Consider the following 24,369-nt stretch of genomic DNA (forward strand, 5'->3'; position numbering starts at 1 on the left):
AAACCCGCAATTAATTTCCCAACCACGGATGCCGCACGGGAACAGACCTAACCTGAACAAATACCGGTTCCCTCGCGTATCCGGCTGGTTCCAGAGTCCGCACGTTCAGCCGAAAGGAGTGTCATGAGCACGTCAGATGATGCACCCAGACCGCTGGTGGACCCCTCGGTCCTGGACCGGTTGCGGGAGGAACTGGAGGAAGAAGAGGGCTACAGCCGGGTCTTCGTGGCGAACTTCATCGACTACCTGCCCGAGCGGCTGGACAAGCTGCGGCTCGCCCTCACCACCGGCGACCTGGAGGGTTCCATGGACGCGGTCCTAAGCCTGAAGACGGCAAGCCAAATGGTTGGTGCTGAACGCCTGGCAGGCATGGCCCAGGACCTGGAAGCCGAGATCAGGGCAGAAGCGCGCCACGCCGACATGTCGGTGGCGTTGCCGCGGCTGGCGGCCACGTTCCTGCGGCCCATCACCCAGTGCAGCAGGCAGACCATCCACCGGCTGCAGGCTCAGTGCTGTCCCGGCGCCAAACGGTAACCAACGCCGCGGACTGTCTGCAGCCACCGCGGCTGCTGCGGCGAGTCACCCAGCTTTTTGCGCAGGTTTCCCATGTGGACTTCCACGGATCGTTCGTCAGCCTCGCTGATGTAACTGCCGACGTCGTAATCCTCGTCCCGGAGCCGGCGCACCAGGTCCGACTTGGTCCGGACCGTGCGGCCCGCCTCAAGTAGCGCATACAGGAGCTCGAATTCGGTGCGGGTCAGGTTCATTTCCCTGCCGTCGACGGTCACGGTGCGGGACGCGTAGCTCAACTCAAGGCCGTTGTGGCTGAAGTTTCCACGCTCGGGGTGGGCAGCGCCGTCAGCCGACGGATCCACCGCGACCTCGCCGGGGTCCGGGACGGACCGTGGGCGTCGCATCATGGCCGCGACCCGGGCACGGAGCTCCCGTGGGCGGAAGGGTTTGGTGAGGTAGTCGTCCGCACCCGATTCGAGCCCGATCAACGTGTCCAGTTCCTCGGTACGCGCCGTCAGCATCACGATGTAAGCGTCCGAAAACTCCCGGATCTGCCGGGAAACTTCAAAGCCGTCAATGTCCGGCAGTCCCAAATCCAGCGTAATGACGTCAGGATTCAGGCTCTTGGCCATCAGCACGCCTTCAGCGCCGCCACTGGCGACGGTAACGTCAAATCCAGCCTGGGTCAGCACAGTGCGAACCAGTTCCCGAATGTCGTGGTCATCTTCGATGACCAGACCCACACGTGCCTCACTCATAGAGCCCCCTCAGTGCCAACGTCAGAAGTATAGCTGGCTGCGGATATCCTGCTGGTATGGTCTCGAACACCCCGACTTCCGCGTCTACCGAACGATGAGCAACCCCACGGCCTGGTCCTCGGGTCGGTTGCGGTTTTTCAAGCGGCCGTTCCATGAATACCGGCTGACGGACCGGGTGGCCCTGAGCCAGATGCCGTTGTTCGTGACCACCATCCTCACGGCATTCCTGGTGTGGGCGTTTTTCCCGGACACGATGGACGACCCCCTGTTTGTCACGTTCCTCATTTCCCAGCTGGTCCTGATGGGGCTTTGCTACGCGGTTCCGTGGGACCGGTTGCCCTACACGAGCTTCCTGGCCATTCCCGTGCTGGACTTCATCTCCATCGGCGCCGGCCGCGAAGGTGGCCAGGAAAGCCTCACCGGCATCAGCCTGCTGGCCGTGTTTCCGGTCATCTGGCTCTGCGCTTCAGGGTATTACCCCAAGGCGGCCCTGTGGTTCTCCTTCCTGGGTCCGCTGGCCATCATCTGGGTGCCCCTGTTCCTGGAAGGCAACGACACCCCGCAGGACTACGCCCGGTCCCTCCTGCTGCCAGTCATGATGCTGGGCATCGGCGTTTCCGTGAGCGTCCTCACGCTGAGCATGATGCGCCAGCAGAACCAGCTGGAGGAAAAGGACGAGCAACTGCGAGCCAGCCTCAATACCAGCAAGCGCCAGGAGGCGCTGCTGAACACCATCCTGGATACCGTGCACCTGGGTGTGCTGGCGGTGGACGCCGATGGCCATGATGTGCTGATGAACCGGAAGCAGCGGGCCAACCATGAGCTGGCCCGGCCGAAGGATATTGCGGACCCCAACGAGTCGCAGCTCCTGGTCTTCGGCCCGGACCGGAAGACCTTGGTCCCCGTGGAGGAGCGCCCGGTCCGCCGCGCCGTCCTGGGGGAAACGTTCACGGACTACCTGGTGTGGCTGGGTGAGGGAAGCCAGCAACGGGCCCTGGTGACCACAGCGCGCGCCATGAAGGATTCCGACGGCCGCTTTGCCGGCTCCGTGATCGTCTTCAGCGACGTAACGGACCTGGTGAACGCCCTCGCCGCCAAGGACGACTTCGTCTCCAGCGTCTCCCACGAGTTCCGCACCCCGCTGACGTCCATCCTGGGTTACGTGGAAATCCTGCTTGCCGACGAACCGCACCAGTCTCAGCGCGAGATGCTGGAGATCATCCACCGCAATTCCGAGCGGCTGCTGACCCTGGTCTCGGACCTGCTGGCCAGCCGGAACGGCCAGCTGATCGTCACGCCCCACACTGTGGACGTGGCCGAGCTGGTGCAAAGCAGTGTGTCCTCGGCGATGCCGCGGGCTGCCGCCGCCGGTGTGGAATTGCGTGCCGAAACGCCGCCGCAGCTGGAGGCGCACGTGGATAGCGCCCGGATCTCCCAGGTGCTGGACAACCTGGTGTCCAACGCCATCAAGTACTCCCCCGACGGCGGCGAGGTAGTTGTGACGCTGGCACAGGAGGACGGACACCTGGCCTGCCGGGTGGCCGACACGGGCATGGGCATGAGCCCGGAGGACGTCTCCGAGGTCTTCGCCAAGTTCTTCCGCACCAGCAACGTCCGGCGCACGGCCATTCCCGGGGTGGGGCTGGGCCTGCCCATCAGCAAGGCGATCGTCGAGGCCCACGGCGGGACCATCGACGTCGACAGCACGCTTGGCAAGGGGACGACGTTTACGTTCCGGGTGCCCGTCTAGCGGTGCGGACTACTTCGCCCCAAGACTGCCGGGCGAGTTCCCGGATGGAGCCCAGGATGTCCGACGGCGGCTGGCTGAGGTCCAGCGGGAACTCCACAATGTCGATGTCCGTGTTCAGTATCCGGCGGAGTTTGACCTCGCCCTTTCCGGCGTAGACGAGCCAGGCGGTGGGCACAGCAAGCGCTGTGCAGTGGGCCAGCATTTGGTAGTGGTCGGCGGTCAGGGAAGCACCGGCGTCGGAAGCTGCCCGGTATTTCGCGTTATAGGCCACCACCGGGCGTCCACCCAGCATATGGACAGCGTCCGGGCGGACGGACAGCCGGTCCGAATCGCGCACCGCCTCGCTGAGGAGGGCGTCGTAGCGCAGCCGCAACTCCCCCGGGTACGCAGCCATTGCCGAGCGCAGCGCGGTTCCCACAAAGTCTTCGAACACCTGGGCCATGTCCACCACGAACGACGCCGTCTGCTGGCTGCCCTCGCCGGCTTCCGCGGATGCGTTCCGCAGGATCAGCTCAGCCAGGCGCAGCACGGCGTGGTAGCGCAGGTTCATCCGGGTGGGTTTCCACGGCGGCACCGGGCTGCCGGCTGGAAGGCGGGTGACGGCGTCGAGCTTTCCCTTCAGCTGGCGCAGCCTGCCAAGCACCTCCGGCCGCACGCCGGGTACCTGCCCCATCCGTTCCAAGGCCGCACGCAGGATCCTGTTTTCGGCGATGTCCTCGGTGAACTCGTCGTAGGAGACCTCCAAGGGGACCAGCATTCCGGGGCGGCGGGAAATCTGGTCCGAAATCCGGATCCGCCCCTTCACGGTCCGCAAGGACTCGTCCACGGTGAGATAGCCCTGCAAGACGCCGCGGCCCAAGGCGCGTTCGGCCAATTGCGCCAAAGACTCCGCCAGCGCGCTCCAGAGTTCTTGTTCCTCGTCAGCGGCCACCGCGTCCGGCCGGAAACCCTGCTCCCCCGCGTAACTGAGCAGGAACAGGAGCCTGCTCAACCCCAGCCGGTCCTTGGGACGGACGTCGAGCTGGACCGTGGAGGTCCGCACGGAGCCCACCTTGCCCACCGGCTCGATCCGGTACAACCCCATGCCCATGGGGGAAGCCTTGGCCAGCCCACTGGAGTTCAGGAAGGAAGCGCTGGGCGCGTCCAGCCGTTCCACTATGCCGCCGGACAGCTCGTCCAGGACCAGGTGCCGCACGGACACCCGGGGGTCAGCGCGCTGCAATGCGTCCCAGCAACTGGTCCAGTCCGAAGCGTTCCTCCAACTGCGCCCTGGTCAGCTGGCCGTGGTAGTGCTCCTCCAGCAGCGGCATCAGCTCGTATTTCCAGATCCGGCGCAGCCCGGCCGGGTTCTGAGCCGCCGGCTTCATGAAGTAGGACGGCCCGATCATCAGGTCCCGGTCCCACTCGTCAATGGCCCCGTTGAGCGCGTCCAGCAACAGCGCAGGGGTGGTATCCAGCTGCCGGGCCTCCAGGAACCGGAGCAGGGAGCCCTTCACCGGCTCCGTCTGCGGGTGCAGCTCGATGAAGGAGAAACGGCGGCGGATGGCGGCATCCATCATCGCAATGGACCGGTCCGCGGTGTTCATGGTGCCGATGATGTACAGGTTGTCTGGCAGCGTGAAGGGCTCGTTGGGGCTGTACTGGAGGTAGATCCGGTCATCGCGGTATTCCAGCAGGAAGTACAGCTCGCCGAAGACCTTGGCCAGGTTGGCGCGGTTCATCTCATCGATGATGAGGAAGTACGGCTTCTTCTCGTTGCCGGGCTTCGCAGCTTCTTCCGCCAGCCGACGCAGGGGGCCGGCCACCAGTTTGAAGGACACCTGGCCTTCGTCCGTCTTGTCCGGCCGGTAGCCCTCGAAGAAATCCTCGTAGGCGTAGGAAGGGTGGAACTGGACCAGTTTGACGCGTTCGTCCGTGGTGTCATCCGCTAGCTCCGCGGCGAGATGCTTGGCCAGGTAGGTCTTGCCGGTGCCGGGCGGACCGTAGAGGACCAGCTGGCGGTTTTCCTCGAGCAGCTCGGCAATCTCCTGGAGCGGTTCCAGTTCCATGTGCAGGGACGCGGCGAATTCGGGCGTCAGCGGACGGAAGCCTTCCTGGACAGGCGGGACGACGGCGGCGCCCTCCGTGTCGGCGTCGGGCTCGGTTTCCGCCTCGGCGGGCAGCAACGCCTGCAGTGCCTGCACCACCTTGGTGGCGTCCACCACGATGCCGGGCGTGCTGAGCTGGCGCTGGACGTGACGGGGAAGGCTGGTGGTGGTGTGGCCGTCGTCGAACCAGCGCACCTTGCGCCGCAGCCGGCGGTTGTCGTCGTTGTACTCCGGCTCCCCCAGCACGCCGCCCAGCCGCACCGTGCCGGCGTGCTGGTAGAGCACCAGGTCGCCGGGCTTCATGACGGTGAGGAAAGCCAGGGCGGCGGTCTTGGTGTCCTCGCGCTCCACGTAGCCCAGGTGCTTGTAATCCTCGTCCACGGCGTGTTGGACCACCCCGGCGGCGACCCCGGGCTCCAGGGGCCGGAGATGTTCGACGTCGAGGGTCACCTTCTCCTCGGCGTGCCAGGCTGTGAGCAGCTCGGTGTGGTCACCATGGGTCCGGAGCAGCCAGGCCCGCCGTCCGGGGTCGCCCACTTTGCGCCACTGGCTGACCAGTTGCCGGGAGTACCAGTCGATGCGCTGGCCCGCCTGCTCGTCGAGGTGCAGGCGGATGCGGTGGATGTCCGCGGTGATGTCCTCTTCGCTGTCGCCGTTGGCCCCGCCCACGAGCGAGGCGAAAGCGTCCCGGATTTCCTGCCGTTCCACGTCCGCCACTACCGGCTCGAAGTAGCTGGGCCACGCCAGGAATTCGATGCTGCGGCGGATGGCGGGCTGGTCATCCGGGGTGGATGCTGCCAGGTGGTGGAACTGCAGCGGATCCTTGATGGCAGCCTGCACCACGGCGGCCGGCCGCTGCGCGACATTCCGGACGAACCTGCAAAGCCACTTGAGGTGGTCCCAGATGGTCCAGTTGAATTCAGCCGTCCGGTCGCGGATCACTCCGTGGTCCGTCATGCCCGCATACAGTTCTTCGGGAAGCTCCAGCGGCGGCTCCAGCCAACCGGCGGCCTCGGCCACCCGGGCGCGCTTGACCTTGAGGGACTTCACTTCGTGGGCCAGCGGAAGGGACTGCAGGAAGAGCAATTCCACTGCCAGCTGCTTGGCGCCGCGGGTGGCGCCGTCGAGGTTCTCGCGGAGGTTGGTCATCATCGGGGCTTTGGGATCGGGGATGCCCCGTTCCAGGCGGTCCAGCAGTTCCGAGGCCGCCGCAACCGACCACGTCCGGGTGCGCCCGTCCAGCGGCGACGCCTTCCCTTGCAGCCCCGGTCCCAGTACGAACCACGCTGCGTCCTCTATCTCCTTGGAGATGCCGAGGGCGCGGGTCATGGCAACGGTGGCGGTGGGGGTCATGCCCTCAAATTTACAGGGTCAAGCTGGGCGGCCGCTGCACGCGGCTGGGCGGCTGTCCCTGCGCGCGGGGTTAGGCCCCGGTGGCAGACCGCTTCCGGCCAAAGACGAAGTACCCCACGGGTCCAATGAAATTGACGAAGGATGCCGCCCGCCACGCAGCCTTCGGCCCGTTGATGAGCTCAGCAGGCCTGCGGGAGATATCCCGCTGGGCGGCAATGAGCAGGGACACCTGCACGATCGCCGTCAGGATGGTGCCCGCCTTGCCGGAAGGGGACATCTCCTTCCATGTCTTCTTCTTCCGCGCGGCGCGGTTCTTGTTCGTGGCCATCGGGGCTTCCTTTCGCTGATTCTCGTAGGTCCAGTCCAACTCGTAGGTCCAGTCCAGTAGGTCCGGCCGGCCTTGTACAGGGGCTTAGTGCCTGTAGGGGGCCATCCGGTCCTTTTGCTCCTGGGTGACTCTCAGTACCCGGCCACTGGCTTCGTCCACGAATGCCAGGTGGCTGCTGGCTTTCACGCAGTCCTCCCTGCTGACCGGGTCCTGGAGCAGGTAGTGGATGTCAAAGCTGGCGCCCTTGACGGCGCCGATCCATACCTGCACGACAGCCGGGACGTTGCGGTACTCCAGCGTCCTGACGTAGCGGATCTTGTGGTCCACCACCAGGGCCAGGGTGCCGGCCGGCACGTCATTGAAGAGGGACACGTGCGGTTCGATGCCGGGCAGGCCTGCGCCCCGGGGCGGTCCGAAGGCCGCGATCCTCGCCTCCTCCAGCATTCGCACGATCTGGACGTTGTTGATGTGGCCGTAGGCGTCCATGTCACCCCACCGCATGGGCACCAGGACCTCGATCCGGCCGCCGCCATGCGCGCTCAGCTGTGCACCGCCGTCGAATCATCCACCGGTATCTCGCCTGCGTCCGCACCGGCAAACTGGGACATGTACAGGCGGTGGTAGGCGCCACCGGCCGCGAGCAGCACCTGATGGTTGCCCTGCTCCACGATTCGTCCGTTCTCCATGACCAGGATGGTATCCGCATCACGGATGGTGGAGAGCCGGTGCGCGATAACGAAGCTGGTGCGGTCGCTGCGCAGTGCCGCCATGGCCTTCTGCACCAGCAGTTCGGTGCGGGTGTCCACGGAACTGGTGGCCTCATCCAGGATCAGCAACGAAGGGTTGGCAACGAAGGCACGGGCGATGGTTATCAGCTGCTTCTCGCCGGCGCTGACGTTGTTGCCCTCTTCATCGATCACGGTGTCGTAGCCCTCGGGGAGGGCCCGGACGAAGCGGTCCACGAAGGTCGCCTTCGCAGCGGCCATGACCTGTTCCTCCGAGGCATCGAGATTGCCGTACCGGATGTTGTCGTAAATGGACCCGCCGAACAGCCACGCGTCCTGGAGAACCATCCCCACCTTGGAGCGCAGCTCCGAGCGGCTGAGGTGGGTCACGTCCACGCCGTCGAGCATGATGGAGCCCGAGTTGAGCTCGTAGAAGCGCATGACCAGGTTCACCAGGGTGGTCTTGCCTGCACCGGTGGGGCCAACGATCGCGATGGTGTTTCCCGGCTCGGCGGTGAAGGACAGGTTCTCGATGAGCGGCTTGTCGGGGGTGTAGCTGAAGGTGACGTTCTTGAAGTCCACGTGCCCGTCGGTCTTGGCGGGCAGGTGCTCTGTGGCAGTTTCTGCTTCCTCTTCGTCGGCGTCAAGGAACTCGAAGACGCGCTCGGAGGACGCCACGCCCGACTGGAGCATGTTCGCCATGCCGGCCATCTGCCCCAGCGGCTGGGTGAACTCGCGGGAGTACTGGATGAACGCCGTCGCATCGCCAAGGGACATGGCGCCGGAAGCCACCCGCAGGCCGCCGACCACAGCGATGCCCACGTAGCTGAGGTAGGACACGAACTGCATGACGGGGAAGATGATTCCGGAAACGAACTGCGCCCCGAAACTCGCTTTGTAGAGTGCCTCGTTGCGTTCCTCGAACCGGTCCAGCATGTCCGCGTCGCGGCCAAACACGCGGACGAGGTCGTGCCCGGAGAAGGATTCCTCGATCTGGCCGTTCAAGGTGCCGGTGTTCTTCCACTGCGCCGCGAAGAGTTTCTGGCTCCGAACCCCGATCATGCCGGCGGCCACACCGGACAGCGGGAGGGCAATGAGGGCGATCAGGGCCAGCTGCCAGGAAACGATGAACATCATGATCACAATGCCCACCACCGTCAGCACTGAGTTGACCAGCTGGGCGAAGGCCTGCTGGAGTGCCTGCTGGATGTTGTCGACGTCGTTGGTCACCCGGGACAGCACGTCGCCGCGCTGCCGGGTGTCAAAGTAGTTCAGCGGAAGGCGGTTCAGCTTGCTCTCGGTATCGTCACGCAGCCGCCGGATGACCTTCATGACAATGCGGTTCAGCACGTACCCCTGCAGCCACATGAAGATGTTGGCGACGAAGTACATGAGCAGGACAACGGCAATCAGCGTGGTGAGCTTGTCGAAGTTGATGCCGGTGCCCGGCACCAGTTCCATCCGCGACAGCATGTCAGCGAAGTTGTCCTGGCCCTGCTGGCGCAGGCCGGCGACGAACTGCTCCTTGCTGGCCCCGGCGGGCAGCTGCTTGCCCACTACCCCGGCGAAGATCACGTCCATGGCCTGGCCCAGGATCTTGGGGGCGATGACGTTCAGGACCACGGAGACCACCACCAGGCCCACCACGGCGTAGATGCCACCGGCTTCTGGCTTCAGCAGGCCCATAAGCCGTTTAGCAGAGGGCCAGAAGTGTTCGGCCTTCTTGGCGGGCATTGCACCGAACATGCCGCCGTCCGCTTCGGTGGGGGTGAACTCCTCCTCGACAAAGTCGTCGTCCGCGGGCTGCGCGGCAGGGACTTGTCCGGCGTCGTCCGCGGGCTGCGCGGCCAGCGGGGTTTCTTCCACCGGGCTGGAGCCATTCTTGCGGGCGCTCATGCCACTTCCTCCACGCTCAACTGGGATTCGACGATTTCCTGGTACGTAGGCGAGGTTTCCAACAGTTCCTCGTGGGTGCCCCGGTCCACGATCCGGCCATTGTCCAGCACCAGGATCTGGTCGGCGTCGGTAATGGTGGAGATGCGCTGGGCCACGATGATCACGGTGGCGTCCGAGGTTATGCCCTTGAGGGCGGCCCGGAGCCGGGCGTCAGTGGCCACGTCCAGGGCCGAGAAGGAGTCGTCGAAAAGGTAGACCCTCGGTTTTGTCACCAGCGCACGGGCAATGCAGAGACGCTGGCGCTGGCCGCCGGATACGTTGGTTCCCCCCTGTGCGATCCGCGAGTCCAGCCCGTTCTTCTTCTCCCGGACAAAGGACTCTCCCTGGGCGACGCGGAGGGCGTCCCACAGCTCTTGGTCCGTGGCTTCGGTTTTCCCGAACCGGAGGTTGTGCTCGATGGTGCCTGAGAAAAGGTAGGGACGCTGTGGCACCAGGGCCACGCGTTTGGTGATCTCGGCGCGGTCCATGTGGTCCACCGGAACGCCGTCCAGCAGCACCTGGCCGTCCACGGGATCGTACAGCCTCGGGAGGAGGGACAGCAGCGAGGTCTTGCCGGCACCCGTGGAACCGATGATCGCGACGGTCTGTCCGGGCCGGGCCGTGAAGCTGACGTTACTGAGCACCGGCGACTCGGCTCCCGGGTAGGCGAAGGTGACGTTGCGGTACTCCACCACGCCGGCCAGCGAGGCCGGGGCCTGCGGAGTTTGGGGATCGTGGATGGAGGGCTCCACACCGAGCACTTCGCCGATGCGGTCAGCGCAGACGGAGGCGCGCGGGATCATCATGGCCATGAAGGTGCCCATCATGACGGCCATCAGGATCTGGAGCAGGTACTGCAGGAACGCCGTCAGCGATCCCACCTGCATGGCCCCGGCGTCCACGCGCTGGCCGCCAAACCAGAGCACGGCGGCGGTGGACAGGTGCAGGATCATGCTGATGGCCGGGAACATCAGGACGAACAGTGCCCCAATCCGAAGCGAAACGTCAGTAAGTTCCTTGTTGGCGCCGCCGAAACGTTCCGTTTCGTACGGTTCACGCACGAAAGCCCGGACCACCCGGATACCGATGATCTGTTCGCGGAGCACGGCGTTGATCCGGTCGATTTTCCGCTGCATGGTGCGGAACAGCGGCATGAGCCGGACCACCAGGTACCCCACCACCACCGCCAGCAGCGGGACGGACACCCAGACCAGCCACGACAGGTTCAGGTCCTCGCGCAGCGCCATGATGATGCCGCCGATGCACATGATGGGGGTGGCAACCATGAAGTTCAGTCCCATCAGCAGGAGCATCTGCACCTGCTGGACATCGTTGGTGCCACGGGTAATCAACGTTGGAGCTCCGAAGCCGTTGACGTCCTTGGCAGAGAAACTGGTGACCTTCCGGAACACAGCGCGCCGCAGGTCCCTGCCTACCGCCATGGCCGTGCGGGAGCCAAAATACACGCCGGCAATGGCTGCAGCGACCTGGGCGAAGGCCACGAGGAGCATCATGGCACCGGTACGCCAGATGAAATCGGTGTCTCCGCGCGCCACCCCTTCATCGATGATCTGCGCGTTCAGGCTGGGAAGGTACAGGGCGGCGATGGTGGATGCGAGCTGGAAAACGACGACAGCCAGGATGTACGGCGAATACGGTTTGGAGTAGCGCCGAATAAGGGTCAGGAGCATGGTTTCACTCTAGCGAGGCCCACTGACATTGAGGCCGGATGGGGCGCACTTTCTGCCGACATTGTGGCCGGTGGGGCAGTTGGAAATGCCGCAGCCCGCACCGGGAGAATCTTCCGGGTGCGGGCTGCGGCATGTTGGATCGCGGGCGCGAGGCCGTGGCTGGTCCGCCGGGACGGCCTACTGTCCCTGCACGGGCTCCGAACCATCTGCGGGAGATTGCCCGGGGGCGGCGGCACTGTGCTTGCCGCGGCCTGCCAGGTACAGCGCGGCCGCAGCCTGGAGCTTGCGTTCCTTCAGGAGCTTGCGCTGGAGCCTGCTGAGCTCCGCGGCCGTGGCCGCCTGCTTGGCTGCGACCTCCCGCTGGGAGCGGAGCTGCTCCTGGACGTCCAGCACCAGTCCGCCCAGTTCCACCTGCTGGCGGGCCAGCAACTGTTGGGTGTCCTGCAGTTTCCGGAGCGTGTCAGCGGCGCTGGCCACGGCGTCCGCAGCCTTGTCGACGCTGTCGGCAGACCGGAGGTCCAGCCCCTCGGAGCGGAAACTCCGGGCAAAGGCTTCCTCGAAGTCCTCCGTGGCAACCCTCCCAGTCGCCGCTGCCACAGCGGCAGCACCGCCGTCGTACATCTTGGCCGGGGCAGCTCCGGAACCCGCATGCACCGAACTCCGTGCCGCGGTTCCTGGCCTGGCGGGAACGCCTTCCGGCGTGGCGGCGGATACCAGGGGCAACTGCCCGGTCATGGCGGTCATCCCGGCTTCGCCGGCGGCGTTGGCCTGCAGCGTGGACTCGGGGGTGATGTCAACGGTCTTGCGCAGCGGCACTTCCTTGATGAAGATCACGGCGATGAGGGCAACGGCGCTGACAATGGCAGAGATCATGAAGATACCGGCTGTGGCGTCACCGTAGGCAGCACGCATGATGTCCGCGATCGGGGCAGGCAGATCCTTGAGGTCCATGCTGGCGCCGCCGTTTCCGGTGGCCTGGACGCCCAGCTTCGTGAGCCCGTCGGTAGCCAGGTCCTTGACGTGGTTGGCCATGATGGCGCCCAGGACGGACACACCGATCGCGCCGCCCACCGAGCGGAAGAACGCAACGGAGGCGCTGGCCGAGCCGATGTCCTTGGCCTGGACGGTGTTCTGGACGGCGAGGACCAGGTTCTGCATCAGCATGCCCAGCCCGATGCCGAAAATGCCGGTGTAGAGGCCGGTCAGCCAGAGTTCGGTGGTGTGGTCCATGGTTCCGGCCAGCGCCAGGCCGCCGATCAGCAGGATGGTGCCGCCGATCAGGAACCTCTTCCACTTGCCGTAGCGGCTGATGAGCTGGCCGGACACCACCGAGCCGACCAGGTTGCCGGCGATCATGGGCAGCGTCAGCAGGCCGGCCTCGGTGGGCGTGGCGCCGCGGGCCACCTGGTAGTACTGGCCCAGGAAGGTGGACGAACCGAACATGGCCACGCCAACGGCCACGGACGCAACGATGGCCAGGGCGGTGGTGCGCTCAGAGATGATCTTGAGCGGGATGATCGGCTGGGACACCTTGGATTCCACCAGCACCAGCAGTGCGAGCAGGAGGACCCCGCCGCCCACCATTACTGCGGACTGCCACGACCACCAGTCGTAGTAGTCGGGCTGGCCGGCGAAGGAGACCCAGATGAGGAGCAGGCTCACGCCGGAGGTCAGCAGCACCGCCCCGAACCAGTCGATCTTGGCAGGACGCCGGACGTGCGGGATCTTCAGCGTTACCTGGAGCAGGATCAAGGCGACGACGGCGAGCGGCACGCAGACGAAGAACGTCCAGCGCCAGCCAAGGGAGCTGTCCACGATGAAGCCGCCCAGCAGCGGGCCGCCGGCGGTGCCGACAGCCATGACGCCGCCCATGTAGCCGGAGTACTTGCCGCGTTCGCGGGGCGGGATGATGGAGCCGATGATGGCCTGCGCCAGGGCGGTGAGGCCGCCCATGGCGATGCCCTGGATCACGCGGGCGGTGAGCAGGAACGGGATGCTTTCGGAGAAACCTGCCATGACCGAGCCGGCAACGAAAATCACGATGCTGAGCTGGACCAGGACCTTCTTGTCGAAGAGGTCGGCGAGCTTGCCCCAGATGGGGGTGGTGGCTGCGTTGGCCAGCAGGGCGGCGGTGATGACCCAGGCGAAGTCGGTCTGGGTGCCCTTGAGCTCGGACATGATGGTGGGCAGCGCGTTTGCCACGATGGTGCTGCTGAGGATCGCGGTGAAGAAAGCGGCAAGGAGGCCGGTCAGGGCCTCCATGATCTGGCGGTGGTTCATGGGCGCGCCGGGCTCGTGGCGCTTGGATTGCCGCGATTCCTGCTTGGCGGAGCGCTGGCGCTGGCGCTCCTGCTCCTGGTCCGCGGCGGCGGTGACGTTGGCCATCTAGTTGACTCCTGCGTGTTCGTTGGTGGTTCCGGCCGCCCTTGCCCGGATGGAATTCTTCAGTGATGCGGTCAGCTTGCTCAGCATCGCCGCGGTTGCAGCGGCGTCGTCCTCGTTCCAGTCGACGAGGTAGCCCTGCAGGGTTTCTGCCCGGTGGCGGACCAGCTCAGCGAGCTTTTCCTTTCCCCTGGGTGAAAGGGCCAGCAGCTGGGCCCTGCCGTCGTCGGGGTCCTGTGTACGAAGCACCAGGCCGGCGTCCGCCAGTTCCGCGATGTGCCGGCTGAGTACCGGCGCGCTGACCCCGAGCCGTTCGGCGAGGTGCGCGGCCCGGGTTTCCCCTTCGCCGATGAACTTGAGCACCCCTTGGAGTGCGATGCCCGTGTCCTGACCTTTGACGTTGACCATGGTGACGCAGCGCAGCGCGCGCTGGAGGTCATAGATATGGCTGACGAGGTCGGCTGCGGTGGCCGGTGCGACAGACATGATCCTCCCTAAAGAATTAGTTGCTGCAAGCAACTGTAACAGAAAAAGGTTGCTTAGGGAAACGAAGTGTATGCGAAGGTCCCGTCAACGACGACACTCCCCCACGCAGCCGTTGCTTTGCCGGCACGTGAGGGAGCGCTTGCGCAGAAGCCTGCGCGGTCAGAGATCCAGATGGGTGGGCGCGAACATCTTCAGGAGCGTTTCAACCACGACGACGTTGGGTCCGTCCGCGGCGAACGCGGCCTGGAGCGCGTCCCCCACATCCTCCGGGGCCACCCGGGTGGCCGGCACGCCGAAGGATTCGGCGAGTTTCACGAAATCGGGACGCGCCAGTTCGGTGGCCGTGGCCTTGCCGAACGAGCCCACCATGTACTCGCGCAGGATGCCGTAGCCGCCGTCGTCCACGATCAGCCACGTGACCGGCACGTTGTGCTGCCTGGCCGTGGCGAGCTCGGCGATGGAGTACATCGCCGAACCGTCGCCGGACACGGCCAGCACCCGGGCGGCGTTGCCGGCCTTCCCGGTGGTTTCCAGGCCCACCGCACCGCCGATTGCCGCCGGGAAGCCGAAGCCGAGGCCGCCGGCACCCTGGGCCGAGTGGAACTGGCCCTGGCGGGCGTCCCAGCAGGACCAGCCCCAGTACGCGCTGATGGTCATGTCCCAGAACGTCTGCATGTCCGCCGGGACCGCCTCACGGATGTCCGCCATGAAGTGCAGTTCCTTGGCCAGGTCCTGCGATTCCAGCCGGGCCTTCACCTTGGCGAGGGTGTCCTTGACCAGGTCCTCGGGCGAGGTACCGTGCCAGTCCGCCTGTTCGCCGTGCGGCTCCGTCAGGGCGGCGTCGAGCGCCGCCAGTGCCTGGCCGGCGTCGGCGCGAATGCCCAGGCCGGGCCGGTTGGACTCCAGTACGCGGGGTTCGGCGTCGATCTGGATGATCCTGCCGCGCGGCTCGAAGGTGAAGTAGTTGGATGTCACTTCGCCGAGCGAGGAGCCGATGACCACCAGTACGTCGGCATCCTCGAGCAGCTCCGTCATGTACTGGTCCTCGATCCAGGACTGGAGCGAGAGCTCATGGTTCCAGGGGAACGCGCCGTTGCCACCGGGCGTGCAGATGACCGGGGCGCGCAGCTTCTCCGCCAGGGACAACAGCGATTTCTCCCCCTTGCCGCGCCTGGTGCCGCCGCCGGCGATGATCGCCGGGCGTTTCGCCTCCGAAAGCCAGGTCACCGCCTCGCGGACCAGTTCAACGCGCGGCGGGTTGTCAGCGGCTTCGGCGAGCGCATCCTCCACCGGCGGCACCATGATGGGATCCAGCAGGACATTCTGCGGGATTTCCAGCCACACGGGTCCCTGCGGGGAGGAGATGGCTTCGGTCCAGGCGTCCTGGATGGCGGAAGGGATGCCGGAGGCGTGCTGGATCAGCCGCTGGCTCTTGGTGACGTTCGCGGCCGAGGCCTTCTGGTCATCAAGCTGGTGCAGCATGCCCTTGCGCCGCGCCCCGAGGCCCTCCAGGGGAATCTGGCTGGCCACCACCACCATGGGGACACCGGTGGCGTACGCCTCCTGCAGCCCGGCCAGGGACGTCAGCGCGCCAGGGCCGGTGGACAGGAACAGGACACCCACCTCGCCTGTGGCGCGGGAGTAGCCGTCCGCGGCGAAGGCGGAGTTGTTTTCCACCCGCGAGGAGACGAAGTGCAGGTTGCCGCGGCCCATCGCATCAAAGAGTCCCAGGGCATGCTGGCCAGGGATGCCGAACACCGTCTTGGCGCCCAGCGCTTCAAGGGTTTCGACGACGAGGTCCCCGCCGTTGCGGGCACCTCCCCCTTGCGCGGCGGGAGTGGCGGGTGCAGGTTCGGTCACGGTGCTACTCCTTGGCGGCGGCAGCGAAACCGGCGGGCCGGTGGATTTCCCGGCCCAGGGCCTGGGCCTCGTAGCCGGTTACCGCGCCGAAGCGGTCCCCGGGAACGGCGTTGTCCGCCATCAGGGTCACCAGTTCGTAGGCGACATGGCTGGCCGCGACGCCGGTGATCTCGGCATGGTCGTAGGCCGGGGACACCTCGACGACGTCGGCCCCCACCAGGTTCATGCCGCGGAAGCCGCGGATGATTTCCAGGAGTTCGCGGCTGGTGATGCCGCCGGCCTCGGGTGTGCCGGTACCCGGCGCGTGGGCCGGATCCAGGACGTCAATATCCACGGAGATGTAGAGCGGGCGGTTGCCGATCCGCTCGCGGACCTTGGCCACAGTTTCCAGGACGCCCTGGTAGTAGACGTCCGCGGAGGTGACGATGCCGAACCCGAAGCGGTGGTCGTCGTCGAGATCCTTCTTGCCGTACAACGGGCCGCGGGTGCCGATGTGGCTGATGGCCTCGGTATCCAGGATGCCCTCCTCCACCGCCCGGCGGAATGGCGTGCCGTGGGTGTATTCGGCACCGAAGTAGGTGTCCCAGGTGTCCAGGTGGGCGTCGAAGTGGAGCATTGCAATAGGTTCGCCGGCCCGCTCGGCGGCGGCACGGAGCAGCGGCAGGGCGATGGTGTGGTCGCCGCCAAGGGTCAGCAGTTTGCTGCCGGCCGCTGTCAGGTCCAGAGCGTTCTGCTGGATGGTCTCGATGGCCTCGTTGATGTTGAACGGGTTGACCGCCATGTCCCCGGCGTCTGCCACCTGGATGTTCTCGAACGGGCTGACGTCCCAGGCCGGGTTGTAGGGACGCAGCAGCCGGCTGGCCTCGCGGACATGGTTGGCGCCGAAGCGGGCGCCGGGGCGGTAGGAAACTCCGGAATCGAAGGGGACACCCACCACCGTGACGTCGGCCTTGGCCACCTGGTCCAGGCGGGGCAGCCGGGCGTAGGTGGCGGCTCCGGCGTACCGCGGGATCCGGGATGAATCGATGGGGCCAAGGTTGCCGTTGGCTTCGATGCGCAGCTCTTCCAATGGAGGCCTCTCCTTCGAGGAGTTGAGGGGACTGTGTGACTGCCATCATACACCGTAGTTTTCCAATGAGCATCAGATGTTTACTTTGGACTGGTCCCCGGTGGCATGCCGCGTCACGCACGGCACGTTTTGGGCAGCCGAAAGCGGCCGGAAGCGCATGTTTTCAGGGAACTGCCTGCCGGCAGCCGCCCAAAAGCTGCTCCGCGTGACGCCGCGCCGAACGGGCGGGAATGAACACGCCGAACCGGGTCAGCGGCTGGCGGCGGGCACCAGGACCCAGAGCACCTCGACGGGCTTGTCCGTGGGATTGACCCAGGTGTGCGGTTCGCGGCCCGGGAACGTCACCGTATCGCCGGTGCTGAGGTCGTATTCCTCATTGGTGAGGATCAGCCTGATGGACCCCTTAATCACGTGCAGCACGTCCACGTCGCAGTCCACGGCGTAAAGCTCGGACTCGCCGCGGCCGTGCGGCTCGATGACGGCCTGGATGATCTGGACCCGGCGTTCCGAACGGGCGGTCAGCAGCCGCTCCACGATGCCTTGGCCGCCGAGCGAGATACGAGGCCCGTCATTCCGCTTGGTGAGGTGGGTTTCCGGTGCGGCAAAGAGCTCGCCGATGGAGATCGAGAGCACCTGGCAGAGCGTCACCAGCGAGGCCACGGACGGTGAGGTCAGGTCCCGCTCAACCCGGCTGAGGAACCCCTTGGTCAGCCCGGTGGCGTCCGCAACCTGCTCGATGGTGAGCCGCTGGGACTGCCGGGCGGCCCGGATCCTGGAACCGATGGCAACCGGGACGTTGCTCGGCTCAACTGGCAGTGCCTTCATCTACGAACCTTTCATGGCCGGCAGCCCGGCTCCGCTCTCGAGCCATCCTAATCCGCGGCGCTTTTGTGACGCGCGCATGCCACACGCAGGCCGCGCGGCGCCGATCGTTCTTGACTGTTGCGGGCGTCACATCCTAGGCTTTGAAAACTCCTGTTGCCTATAGGGCAATAGTTGGATCCCCTCCGTTCGTCCGCGGCGGTTCCGGGCGCCGCCGCCCCGGTCCCACACCCGGCACCCAACAGCTCCAAGGAGCCCCTCAATATGGATGCACGTGCCATCAACATCGCCATCGTGGTGGTGTACCTGCTCGCAATGCTGGCCTTCGGCTGGTGGGGCAAATCCCGCACCAAGAACAACAGCGACTTCCTGGTTGCCGGCCGCCGGCTTGGCCCCTTCCTCTACACCGGCACCATGGCCGCGGTGGTCCTGGGCGGCGCGTCCACAGTGGGCGGCGTGGGACTTGGCTACAAGTTCGGCATCTCCGGAATGTGGCTCGTGGTGGCCATCGGCGCCGGCGTCCTGCTCCTGAGCCTGCTCTTCGCCGGCACCATCCAAAAGCTGAAGATCTACACCGTGTCCCAGATGCTCACCCTCCGGTACGGGAGCCGGGCAACGGAGGCCTCGGGCATCGTCATGCTCGCGTACACCCTGATGCTCTGCGCCACGTCCACCGGCGCGTATGCGACGATCTTCGTCGTCCTCTTCGGCCTTGACCGCGCCCTGGCCATCGCCATCGGCGGAGCCATTGTGCTGGTGTACTCCACCATTGGCGGCATGTGGTCCATCACGCTGGCGGACCAGGTCCAGTTCGTCATCAAGACCGTGGGCATCTTCTTCCTGATGCTCCCCTTCACCCTCAACGCTGCCGGCGGCCTCGACGGCATCCGCAGCCGCGTTGATGCCAGCTTCTTCCAGATCGACGGGATCGGCGTCCAGACGATCATCACCTACTTCGTGGTCTACACCCTGGGCCTGCTGATCGGCCAGGACATCTGGCAGCGCGTATTCACCGCCAAGACGCCCACAGTGGCCCGGTGGGGCGGGGCCACTGCCGGTATCTACTGCATCCTGTACGGCGTGGCCGGTGCGCTGATCGGCATGGCCGCCAACGTGGCGTTGTCCAACGTCACGATCGCTGCCAAGGACGACGTCTACGCCGAGGTAGCCCAGAACCTGCTGCCCATCGGCATTGGCGGCCTGGTCCTGGCCGCCGCCGTGGCCGCCATGATGTCCACCGCTTCCGGCGCGCTGATCGCCGCCGCCACCGTGGCAAGGGCGGATGTCCTGCCGTTCGTTGCCGGCTGGTTCGGCAAGGAGGTCTCCACCGGCGATTCCGAGAACCCGGAGCACGATGTCAAGGCCAACCGGGTGTGGGTCCTCGCACTGGGCATCGTGGCCATCGCCATCGCCATCATCACCAAGGACGTTGTTGCGGCCCTGACCATTGCCTACGACATCCTGGTGGGCGGCCTCCTGGTGGCCATCCTGGGCGGCCTGGTCTGGAAGCGCGGCACCGGCGTGGCAGCCGCGGCATCCATGGCGGTCGGGTCGGTGGTGACGCTGGGCACCATGATCATCCTGGAAATCAACGCTAAGGCCCCGCTGGACGGCATCTACGCGAATGAGCCCATCTACTACGGCTTGATCGCCTCAGCCGTCGTCTACATCGCGGCTTCGCTGCTCACCCGCCCCACCGACCCCCGGGTCATGCGGGCCTGGCAGCGCCGCGTGGCCGGGCAGGAACCGGAGGACGCTCCGGAGGAAATCCTCGCCGCACGCTGACCGGACACATGCTTTAACGCACGACGACGGCGCCTCCTTTCGCTTCCAGGCGAAGGGAGGCGCCGTCGTCGTAAGTCCTACTCCCCTGTGTCGCGGGGCTCGTCGTCATCCAGCGGGACCTCGCGGTCCTCGGCATCGATGACCACCGGCGGCGGCTGGACCACCGGCTCCTCCTCGTCAAGGAACTCGTCCTCCGCGTCCCAGTCCGCATCGTCTACCGGTGCATCCTCGGCGTAATCGTAGGCGGGGTCCGCTTCGACGGCGTCCAGGTGCGGCATGTCCGGGTGCTGTCCGGTGGTGCTCATGATTCAACCTCCGTTGTTCGCCTGACGTGCTCTTTCAGGTAGGGCGCAGGCCGCGCCACACCTTCATCACAGCACCGGCCGGGCGGACGGGTCAAGGGCTGCGGCGGGACTGGTGGGGGCCTCGAAATTAAGGAAGGGCGGGGTGCGGTTTTAAGGTCAACCGAAACTCCCCAGCGAGGTTTGCCAGCCAAAAAACCGCGGAAATCCGCAGTAGGCTGGCAGGGCAAAGGCGCCGTAACCATGCCCTTTCCAAGCCCAGGAGTACCAGTGTCGCAGCACGCCCAGCCCGAACCCCACACCGTCCCGGAGGCCGCCCCAACCCCGCAAAGCCAGCCCTCGCCGTCGAACATCAAAAGATGGCGCCAGTACTTGGCGGACGAGCGCGCGGAAGCCGCCGTCTACCGTGACCTGGCCCAGAACCGCGAGGGGGAAGAGCGGGCCATCCTGCTGGCGCTGGCCGAAGCCGAAGGCCGGCACGAGGCGCACTGGCTCGCCCTGCTGGGCGATCACGCGGGCAAGCCAAAAAGGGCGTCCGCCCGGAGCCGCTTCCTGGGGTTCCTGGCCCGGCACTTCGGCTCCGTCTTTGTGTTGGCCCTGGCCCAGCGCGCGGAAGGCCGCTCCCCCTACGCCAAGGACCCCAACGCCACGGACGCCATGGCGGCCGATGAGCAGATCCATGAGGAAGTGGTCCGGGGGCTGGCAACCCGCGGCCGCAACCGCCTGGCCGGCACGTTCCGCGCCGCCGTCTTCGGCGCCAACGACGGCCTGGTGAGCAACCTCTCCCTGGTGATGGGCATGGCGGCCTCCGGCGTGGCCAGCAGCGTGGTGCTGCTCAGCGGCGTCGCCGGGCTCCTGGCCGGCGCCATGTCCATGGGAGCCGGCGAGTTCATCTCCGTCCGGTCCCAGCGGGAGCTGCTGGCAGCCACGCGCCCCACCCAGGTCACCCTGGCGGTCGCGCCCAAGCTGGACCTCGAACACAACGAACTCCTGCTGGTGTACCTGGCCCGCGGGATGTCCCGGGAGGCTGCCGAACACCGGGTAGCCGAGCGTACCGGCCTGCTGTCCTGCGACTGCGACCCGAGCCTGTCGCTGCAGCCGGAACTGCCCGAGGAAGCGGACCAGCATGAGGCTGTGGGCACCGCGTGGGGTGCCGCGCTCTCCAGCTTCTGCTTCTTCGCCTCCGGCGCCATCGTTCCCATCCTGCCGTTCCTGTTCGGCCTGACCGGCGTGACCGCGCTCGTGGTGGCCGGGGCTTTGGTGGGCATTTCCCTCCTGGCCACCGGCGCTGCTGTTGGCCTGCTGTCCGGCACGTCCCCGCTGACCCGCGGCCTGCGCCAGCTGGCCATCGGCCTCGGCGCCGCCGTCATCACGTACCTGCTGGGCCTGCTGTTCGGCACCGCGGTGGGCTAGCCACCCGCGGCTGAACCCGCGTGGAGGTTCTCCGGCGCCGCTCAGCGCTGCCGGAGGACCTCCACTGCTTCGTCCACTGTGTCCACCAGGAAGATGTAATCCGCCATGGTGCGCCCGGCGGCGAGGCTGGCCAGCATGGGCCATGCCGGGTATTCCTGCTCCCAGTGCCGGCGCCCCACCAGCACCATGGGAGCCACCGTTTCCCGGGCGCCGTAGTAGTTCTCGCAGGCATCCTGGAAGATCTCCTGCACCGTGCCAGCGGCTCCCGGCAGGAACACGATGCCGCCGTGGCACAGTTGCAGGAGGATGGCTTCGCGGATGGCGTTGGCGAAGTATTTCGCAATGTGCGTGGCAAAGTAGTTGGGCGGCTCATGCCCGTAGAACCAGGTGGGGATCCCCAGTGACGGCGTCCCGCCCGGATGGCGGTCGACGACGGCGGCGGCCGCGCGTGCCCACGCCGACACCGAGGGCCGGAACCCGGGAACGGCGGCGAGCGCCGCGAGCGCCCACTGCACATCGCCGTCGGACGCCCCGCTCAGGTATGCGCCCAGGTTCGCCGCTTCCATGGCGCCAGGTCCGCCGCCGGTGGCGACCACATGGCCGTCCTGCGCAAGCAGCCTGCCCAGCCGCGCCGCCTGGGCGAATTCCGTACTGCCGCGCGGCGCCGCATGGCCGCCCATCACGCCGACGATGGACCGGCGGTTCCAGGGTGCGGAGCGGGTGAGTTCATCGAGGGCATCGCCGATGGCGTGATCGTGCAGGGCGGAGGCCAGGGTCGCGTCCACGCGGTGGCGCTGGCCGGGCTGGATGCTCCAGTGGTAGATGCGGGCGTCGGGCAGCTCTTCGTAGGGGGACGAAGCCAGCCCGGCGTACAGTTCCGCCGGGGTGTACAGGGTGGCGCGGTAGGGATCGAACGGGACGCCTTCGAGCCGGGGAAAGATCAGCGCACCGCGGCTGCGGAGGTTGGCCTCCATGCCGTCGTCGAAGAGGCAGCCGAGGAACATGGCCCCCTCAACGTCAACCCTCTTCAGCGCCGGAGTCCGCCCCCGGAGGTCCAGCGACTGGGCGTGCCAGCCATGCAGATTGACGGCGCCGCCGGCAACCAGCCGGTCGAAGCTGGCCAGGTCCTGGACTTCGAGGGTGCGGGGACGGGGGCCCAGGCTTCCGGCGAAATTCACGGCTGCAGCCCTCCGGTCCTGGTCATGGAGCCAGCCTAGGGCACCGCAGGCAGATGGTGGGGCCATCCCGTTACGAGACGCCAGCCCGGCGTGGGCGCCAGGGATGTCCCGTCGGTCATCAGGCGCAACGTCCCTTGACCCCGGGAACCCGCCTGCTACCATCGAGCAAGAAAGTATGTCCTATCAAGAGAACATATAGCGGCAATCGGTCCGCCGGCACGCCTGTCCGGACCGGACGGCTGCGCAGTTACCGAAGACGAGGGAACGCACCGTGGCGAACAACCTGGGACTCAGCATCGACCGCTCCTCCCCCGTGCCCCTGTACCACCAAGTGGTCCAGGGCATCGAAGCCGCGATCTACAGCGGGGTGCTGGAACCCGGCAGCCGGCTGGACAATGAAATCGACCTGGCCGCCCAGCTCAACCTCTCCCGGCCAACCATGCGCAAGGCGATGGACGAACTGGTTCGGTCGGGCCTCCTGGTGCGCAAGCGTGGCGTAGGGACCCAGGTGGTCTCCAGCCAGGTGCGCCGCCCACTGGAGCTCTCAAGCCTCTACGACGACCTCACCAACAACGGCAAAAAGCCCACCACCGAAGTCCTCAGCTTTTCGCATGTGGAAGCTGACGACGCCACACTCACCACGCTGCAGCTTCCCGCGGGTTCCAAGGTCTACCACTTCACCCGACTCCGGAAAGTGGGCGGCAAGCCGTTGGCCCTGATGGAGAACTGGGTGCGCGACGACATTGCCGACATGGACGAAGCCATGCTTGTAGCCGAGGGCCTCTACTCGATCCTGCGCCGCGGCGGCGTGAACTTCCGGCTGGCCAACCAGCGCATTGGCGCAGTGAACGCCAACGACTACCAGGCGTCCATGCTGGACACTGCCGCAGGGTCCGCCCTGGTCACCATGGAACGCACAGCCGTGGACGATACCGGCAGGCGCGTGGAGACCGGCCACCACGTCTACCGGGCGGATTCCTACAGCTTCGAAATGACCCTCGTACAGCGCTAGCGCAAAGGAACACCTCCATGACCAACTGGGTCTATCCCCTGGGCGCAGCCAGGGACGGAAAATGGGACGTTTCGATCGGTACCTCCGATTCCGCCCTCTCCGTGGACGGCTGGGCACACACCGGGCTGAAGGTCGCCACCTTGCCGGCGGGCGCCGCCGTCGACCTTCCCGCCGCAGACGAGGAACGGATCGTGGTGCCCCTCAGCGGGTCGTTCACCGTGACCGTGGATGGCACGGAATACCCGCTGGCCGGCCGCCCGTCCGTTTTCTCCGGCCCTGCCGACGTGCTCTATTCCGGCACCGGACGCGCCGTCAGCATCAGTTCGGCCGACGGCGGCCGGGTGGCCGTTGCCACTGCCCCGGCACGGGCCTCCTATCCCACCCGGCTGGTACCCGCTGCCGAAACCCGGGTGGAACTGCGCGGGGCGGGCAACTGCTCGCGCCAGGTCCATAACTTCGGCACGCCGGCAGCGCTTGAGGCAGACCGCTTCATCGTCTGCGAGGTTCTCACCCCGGCCGGCAACTGGTCCTCCTACCCTCCGCACAAGCATGACGAGGAGAAGGACGGCGAGACCTCCCTCGAGGAGATCTACTACTTCGAAACGCAGGTAGCGGCCGGCGGTTCGGCGCCTGCCGATGCCGATGCCATTGGCTACCAGCGTGTCTACGCCTCGGACGAGCGGCCCATCGACGTCTCGGCCGAGGTGCGCACGGGCGACGTTGTCCTGGTGCCCTACGGCTGGCACGGCCCTGCCATGGCTGCCCCGGGGTACGACCTCTACTACCTGAACGTCATGGCGGGCCCGGGACCGGTGCGCGAATGGCTGATCAGCGACGACCCGCACCACGGCTGGGTGCGGCAGACCTGGGAGAGCCAGAACATCGATCCCCGGCTGCCCTTCGGAGCCTGACGCGAGCCA

20 protein-coding genes are annotated in these 24,369 nt (G+C 66.4%); 6 read left to right on the top strand and 14 right to left on the bottom strand.

The features are described 5' to 3' along the window. Nucleotides 1-123: 123 nt before the first annotated feature. Nucleotides 124-534, top strand: a complete 411-nt coding sequence (locus QF050_RS19695) for an Hpt domain-containing protein (RefSeq protein WP_308931950.1) — start codon at nucleotides 124-126, stop codon at nucleotides 532-534. Here QF050_RS19695 and QF050_RS19700 read toward each other — a convergent pair. Further along, a complete protein-coding gene (locus QF050_RS19700) occupies nucleotides 507-1,271 on the bottom strand; it encodes a response regulator transcription factor (RefSeq protein WP_308931951.1) in 765 nt (254 codons plus the stop codon). The genes QF050_RS19695 and QF050_RS19700 overlap by 28 nt on opposite strands. A 94-nt stretch (nucleotides 1,272-1,365) precedes the next feature. On the opposite strand from QF050_RS19700, the gene QF050_RS19705 reads away from it, so the two are divergent. Then, the gene (locus QF050_RS19705) at nucleotides 1,366-3,021 is read left to right on the top strand and encodes an ATP-binding protein (protein WP_308931952.1); all 1,656 of its coding nucleotides are present in this window, start codon (nucleotides 1,366-1,368) and stop codon (nucleotides 3,019-3,021) included. Here QF050_RS19705 and QF050_RS19710 read toward each other — a convergent pair. From QF050_RS19710 to QF050_RS19760, 11 genes are all read right to left on the bottom strand, one after another. Further along, a complete protein-coding gene (locus QF050_RS19710; protein WP_308931953.1) occupies nucleotides 2,999-4,243 on the bottom strand; it encodes a restriction endonuclease in 1,245 nt (414 codons plus the stop codon). The two genes, QF050_RS19705 and QF050_RS19710, sit on opposite strands and share 23 nt — an antisense overlap. Then, on the bottom strand, nucleotides 4,230-6,461 hold the full coding sequence (locus tag QF050_RS19715) for an AAA family ATPase (protein ID WP_308931954.1): 2,232 nt from the start codon (nucleotides 6,459-6,461) through the stop codon (nucleotides 4,230-4,232). Before QF050_RS19715 ends, QF050_RS19710 begins: the two co-directional genes overlap by 14 nt. Before the next feature lie 70 nt (nucleotides 6,462-6,531). Then, entirely contained in the window at nucleotides 6,532-6,789 is a 258-nt protein-coding gene (locus QF050_RS19720; RefSeq protein WP_308931955.1) for a PLD nuclease N-terminal domain-containing protein, read from the bottom strand. A gap of 84 nt (nucleotides 6,790-6,873) precedes the next feature. Beyond that, the gene (locus QF050_RS19725) at nucleotides 6,874-7,290 is read right to left on the bottom strand and encodes a thioesterase family protein (protein ID WP_308931956.1); all 417 of its coding nucleotides are present in this window, start codon (nucleotides 7,288-7,290) and stop codon (nucleotides 6,874-6,876) included. A 38-nt stretch (nucleotides 7,291-7,328) separates the two neighbouring features. Continuing rightward, nucleotides 7,329-9,410, bottom strand: coding sequence for an ABC transporter ATP-binding protein (locus QF050_RS19730; protein WP_308931957.1), 2,082 nt, complete (start codon nucleotides 9,408-9,410; stop codon nucleotides 7,329-7,331). Continuing rightward, the gene (locus QF050_RS19735) at nucleotides 9,407-11,140 is read right to left on the bottom strand and encodes an ABC transporter ATP-binding protein (RefSeq protein ID WP_308931958.1); all 1,734 of its coding nucleotides are present in this window, start codon (nucleotides 11,138-11,140) and stop codon (nucleotides 9,407-9,409) included. The genes QF050_RS19730 and QF050_RS19735 overlap by 4 nt, the downstream gene beginning before the upstream one ends. Before the next feature lie 177 nt (nucleotides 11,141-11,317). Further along, nucleotides 11,318-13,525 (bottom strand): MDR family MFS transporter, encoded by a 2,208-nt coding sequence (locus QF050_RS19740; protein ID WP_308931959.1) that lies wholly within the window; start codon nucleotides 13,523-13,525, stop codon nucleotides 11,318-11,320. Continuing rightward, nucleotides 13,526-14,008 (bottom strand): MarR family transcriptional regulator, encoded by a 483-nt coding sequence (locus QF050_RS19745; RefSeq protein ID WP_308931960.1) that lies wholly within the window; start codon nucleotides 14,006-14,008, stop codon nucleotides 13,526-13,528. A 159-nt stretch (nucleotides 14,009-14,167) separates the two neighbouring features. After that, the gene (locus tag QF050_RS19750) at nucleotides 14,168-15,868 is read right to left on the bottom strand and encodes a thiamine pyrophosphate-binding protein (protein ID WP_308931961.1); all 1,701 of its coding nucleotides are present in this window, start codon (nucleotides 15,866-15,868) and stop codon (nucleotides 14,168-14,170) included. Nucleotides 15,869-15,872: 4 nt separating this feature from the next. Then, nucleotides 15,873-16,937 carry an agmatinase gene (speB, locus tag QF050_RS19755; RefSeq protein WP_308931962.1) on the bottom strand — a complete coding sequence of 355 codons (1,065 nt, stop codon included), beginning with the start codon at nucleotides 16,935-16,937 and terminating at the stop codon, nucleotides 15,873-15,875. Nucleotides 16,938-17,186: 249 nt separating this feature from the next. Further along, nucleotides 17,187-17,762: a cupin domain-containing protein gene (locus QF050_RS19760; protein WP_308931963.1), complete on the bottom strand. Its 576-nt coding sequence runs from the start codon at nucleotides 17,760-17,762 to the stop codon at nucleotides 17,187-17,189. A 261-nt stretch (nucleotides 17,763-18,023) separates the two neighbouring features. Between QF050_RS19760 and QF050_RS19765 the strand changes: the two genes are divergently transcribed. Next, complete coding sequence (locus tag QF050_RS19765; RefSeq protein WP_308931964.1) at nucleotides 18,024-19,544, top strand: sodium:solute symporter; 1,521 nt, start codon at nucleotides 18,024-18,026, stop codon at nucleotides 19,542-19,544. A 77-nt stretch (nucleotides 19,545-19,621) separates the two neighbouring features. On the opposite strand, the gene QF050_RS19770 is transcribed toward QF050_RS19765, so the two are convergent. Continuing rightward, a complete protein-coding gene (locus tag QF050_RS19770; protein ID WP_308931965.1) occupies nucleotides 19,622-19,849 on the bottom strand; it encodes a hypothetical protein in 228 nt (75 codons plus the stop codon). A 267-nt stretch (nucleotides 19,850-20,116) separates the two neighbouring features. Here QF050_RS19770 and QF050_RS19775 point away from each other — a divergent pair, with 267 nt between their 5' ends. Then, entirely contained in the window at nucleotides 20,117-21,259 is a 1,143-nt protein-coding gene (locus QF050_RS19775; protein ID WP_308931966.1) for a VIT1/CCC1 transporter family protein, read from the top strand. Between the two features lie 41 nt (nucleotides 21,260-21,300). Here QF050_RS19775 and QF050_RS19780 read toward each other — a convergent pair whose 3' ends face one another. Further along, complete coding sequence (locus tag QF050_RS19780; RefSeq protein WP_308931967.1) at nucleotides 21,301-22,437, bottom strand: Rossmann fold nucleotide-binding protein; 1,137 nt, start codon at nucleotides 22,435-22,437, stop codon at nucleotides 21,301-21,303. Nucleotides 22,438-22,708: 271 nt separating this feature from the next. Between QF050_RS19780 and QF050_RS19785 the strand changes: the two genes are divergently transcribed. Next, entirely contained in the window at nucleotides 22,709-23,449 is a 741-nt protein-coding gene (locus QF050_RS19785; protein ID WP_308931968.1) for a GntR family transcriptional regulator, read from the top strand. Between the two features lie 17 nt (nucleotides 23,450-23,466). Further along, a complete protein-coding gene (gene iolB, locus QF050_RS19790; RefSeq protein WP_308931969.1) occupies nucleotides 23,467-24,360 on the top strand; it encodes a 5-deoxy-glucuronate isomerase in 894 nt (297 codons plus the stop codon). Nucleotides 24,361-24,369 lie beyond the last annotated feature (9 nt).

The sequence above is a fragment of the Arthrobacter sp. SLBN-112 genome, assembly GCF_030944625.1.
GTDB lineage: Bacteria > Actinomycetota > Actinomycetes > Actinomycetales > Micrococcaceae > Arthrobacter.

What these genes read in the sequence shown, in the direction of transcription:
- QF050_RS19730 (WP_308931957.1), bottom strand. Translation starts at nt 9,410, where the DNA reads ATGAGCGCCCGCAAGAATGGCTCCAGCCCGGTGGAAGAAACCCCGCTG.
- QF050_RS19745 (WP_308931960.1), bottom strand. Translation starts at nt 14,008, where the DNA reads ATGTCTGTCGCACCGGCCACCGCAGCCGACCTCGTCAGCCATATCTAT.
- QF050_RS19720 (WP_308931955.1), bottom strand. Translation starts at nt 6,789, where the DNA reads ATGGCCACGAACAAGAACCGCGCCGCGCGGAAGAAGAAGACATGGAAG.
- QF050_RS19740 (WP_308931959.1), bottom strand. Translation starts at nt 13,525, where the DNA reads ATGGCCAACGTCACCGCCGCCGCGGACCAGGAGCAGGAGCGCCAGCGC.
- QF050_RS19725 (WP_308931956.1), bottom strand. Translation starts at nt 7,290, where the DNA reads ATGCGGTGGGGTGACATGGACGCCTACGGCCACATCAACAACGTCCAG.
- QF050_RS19705 (WP_308931952.1), top strand. Translation starts at nt 1,366, where the DNA reads ATGAGCAACCCCACGGCCTGGTCCTCGGGTCGGTTGCGGTTTTTCAAG.
- QF050_RS19770 (WP_308931965.1), bottom strand. Translation starts at nt 19,849, where the DNA reads ATGAGCACCACCGGACAGCACCCGGACATGCCGCACCTGGACGCCGTC.
- QF050_RS19695 (WP_308931950.1), top strand. Translation starts at nt 124, where the DNA reads ATGAGCACGTCAGATGATGCACCCAGACCGCTGGTGGACCCCTCGGTC.
- QF050_RS19735 (WP_308931958.1), bottom strand. Translation starts at nt 11,140, where the DNA reads ATGCTCCTGACCCTTATTCGGCGCTACTCCAAACCGTATTCGCCGTAC.
- QF050_RS19760 (WP_308931963.1), bottom strand. Translation starts at nt 17,762, where the DNA reads ATGAAGGCACTGCCAGTTGAGCCGAGCAACGTCCCGGTTGCCATCGGT.
- QF050_RS19715 (WP_308931954.1), bottom strand. Translation starts at nt 6,461, where the DNA reads ATGACCCCCACCGCCACCGTTGCCATGACCCGCGCCCTCGGCATCTCC.
- iolB (WP_308931969.1), top strand. Translation starts at nt 23,467, where the DNA reads ATGACCAACTGGGTCTATCCCCTGGGCGCAGCCAGGGACGGAAAATGG.
- QF050_RS19700 (WP_308931951.1), bottom strand. Translation starts at nt 1,271, where the DNA reads ATGAGTGAGGCACGTGTGGGTCTGGTCATCGAAGATGACCACGACATT.
- QF050_RS19765 (WP_308931964.1), top strand. Translation starts at nt 18,024, where the DNA reads ATGGATGCACGTGCCATCAACATCGCCATCGTGGTGGTGTACCTGCTC.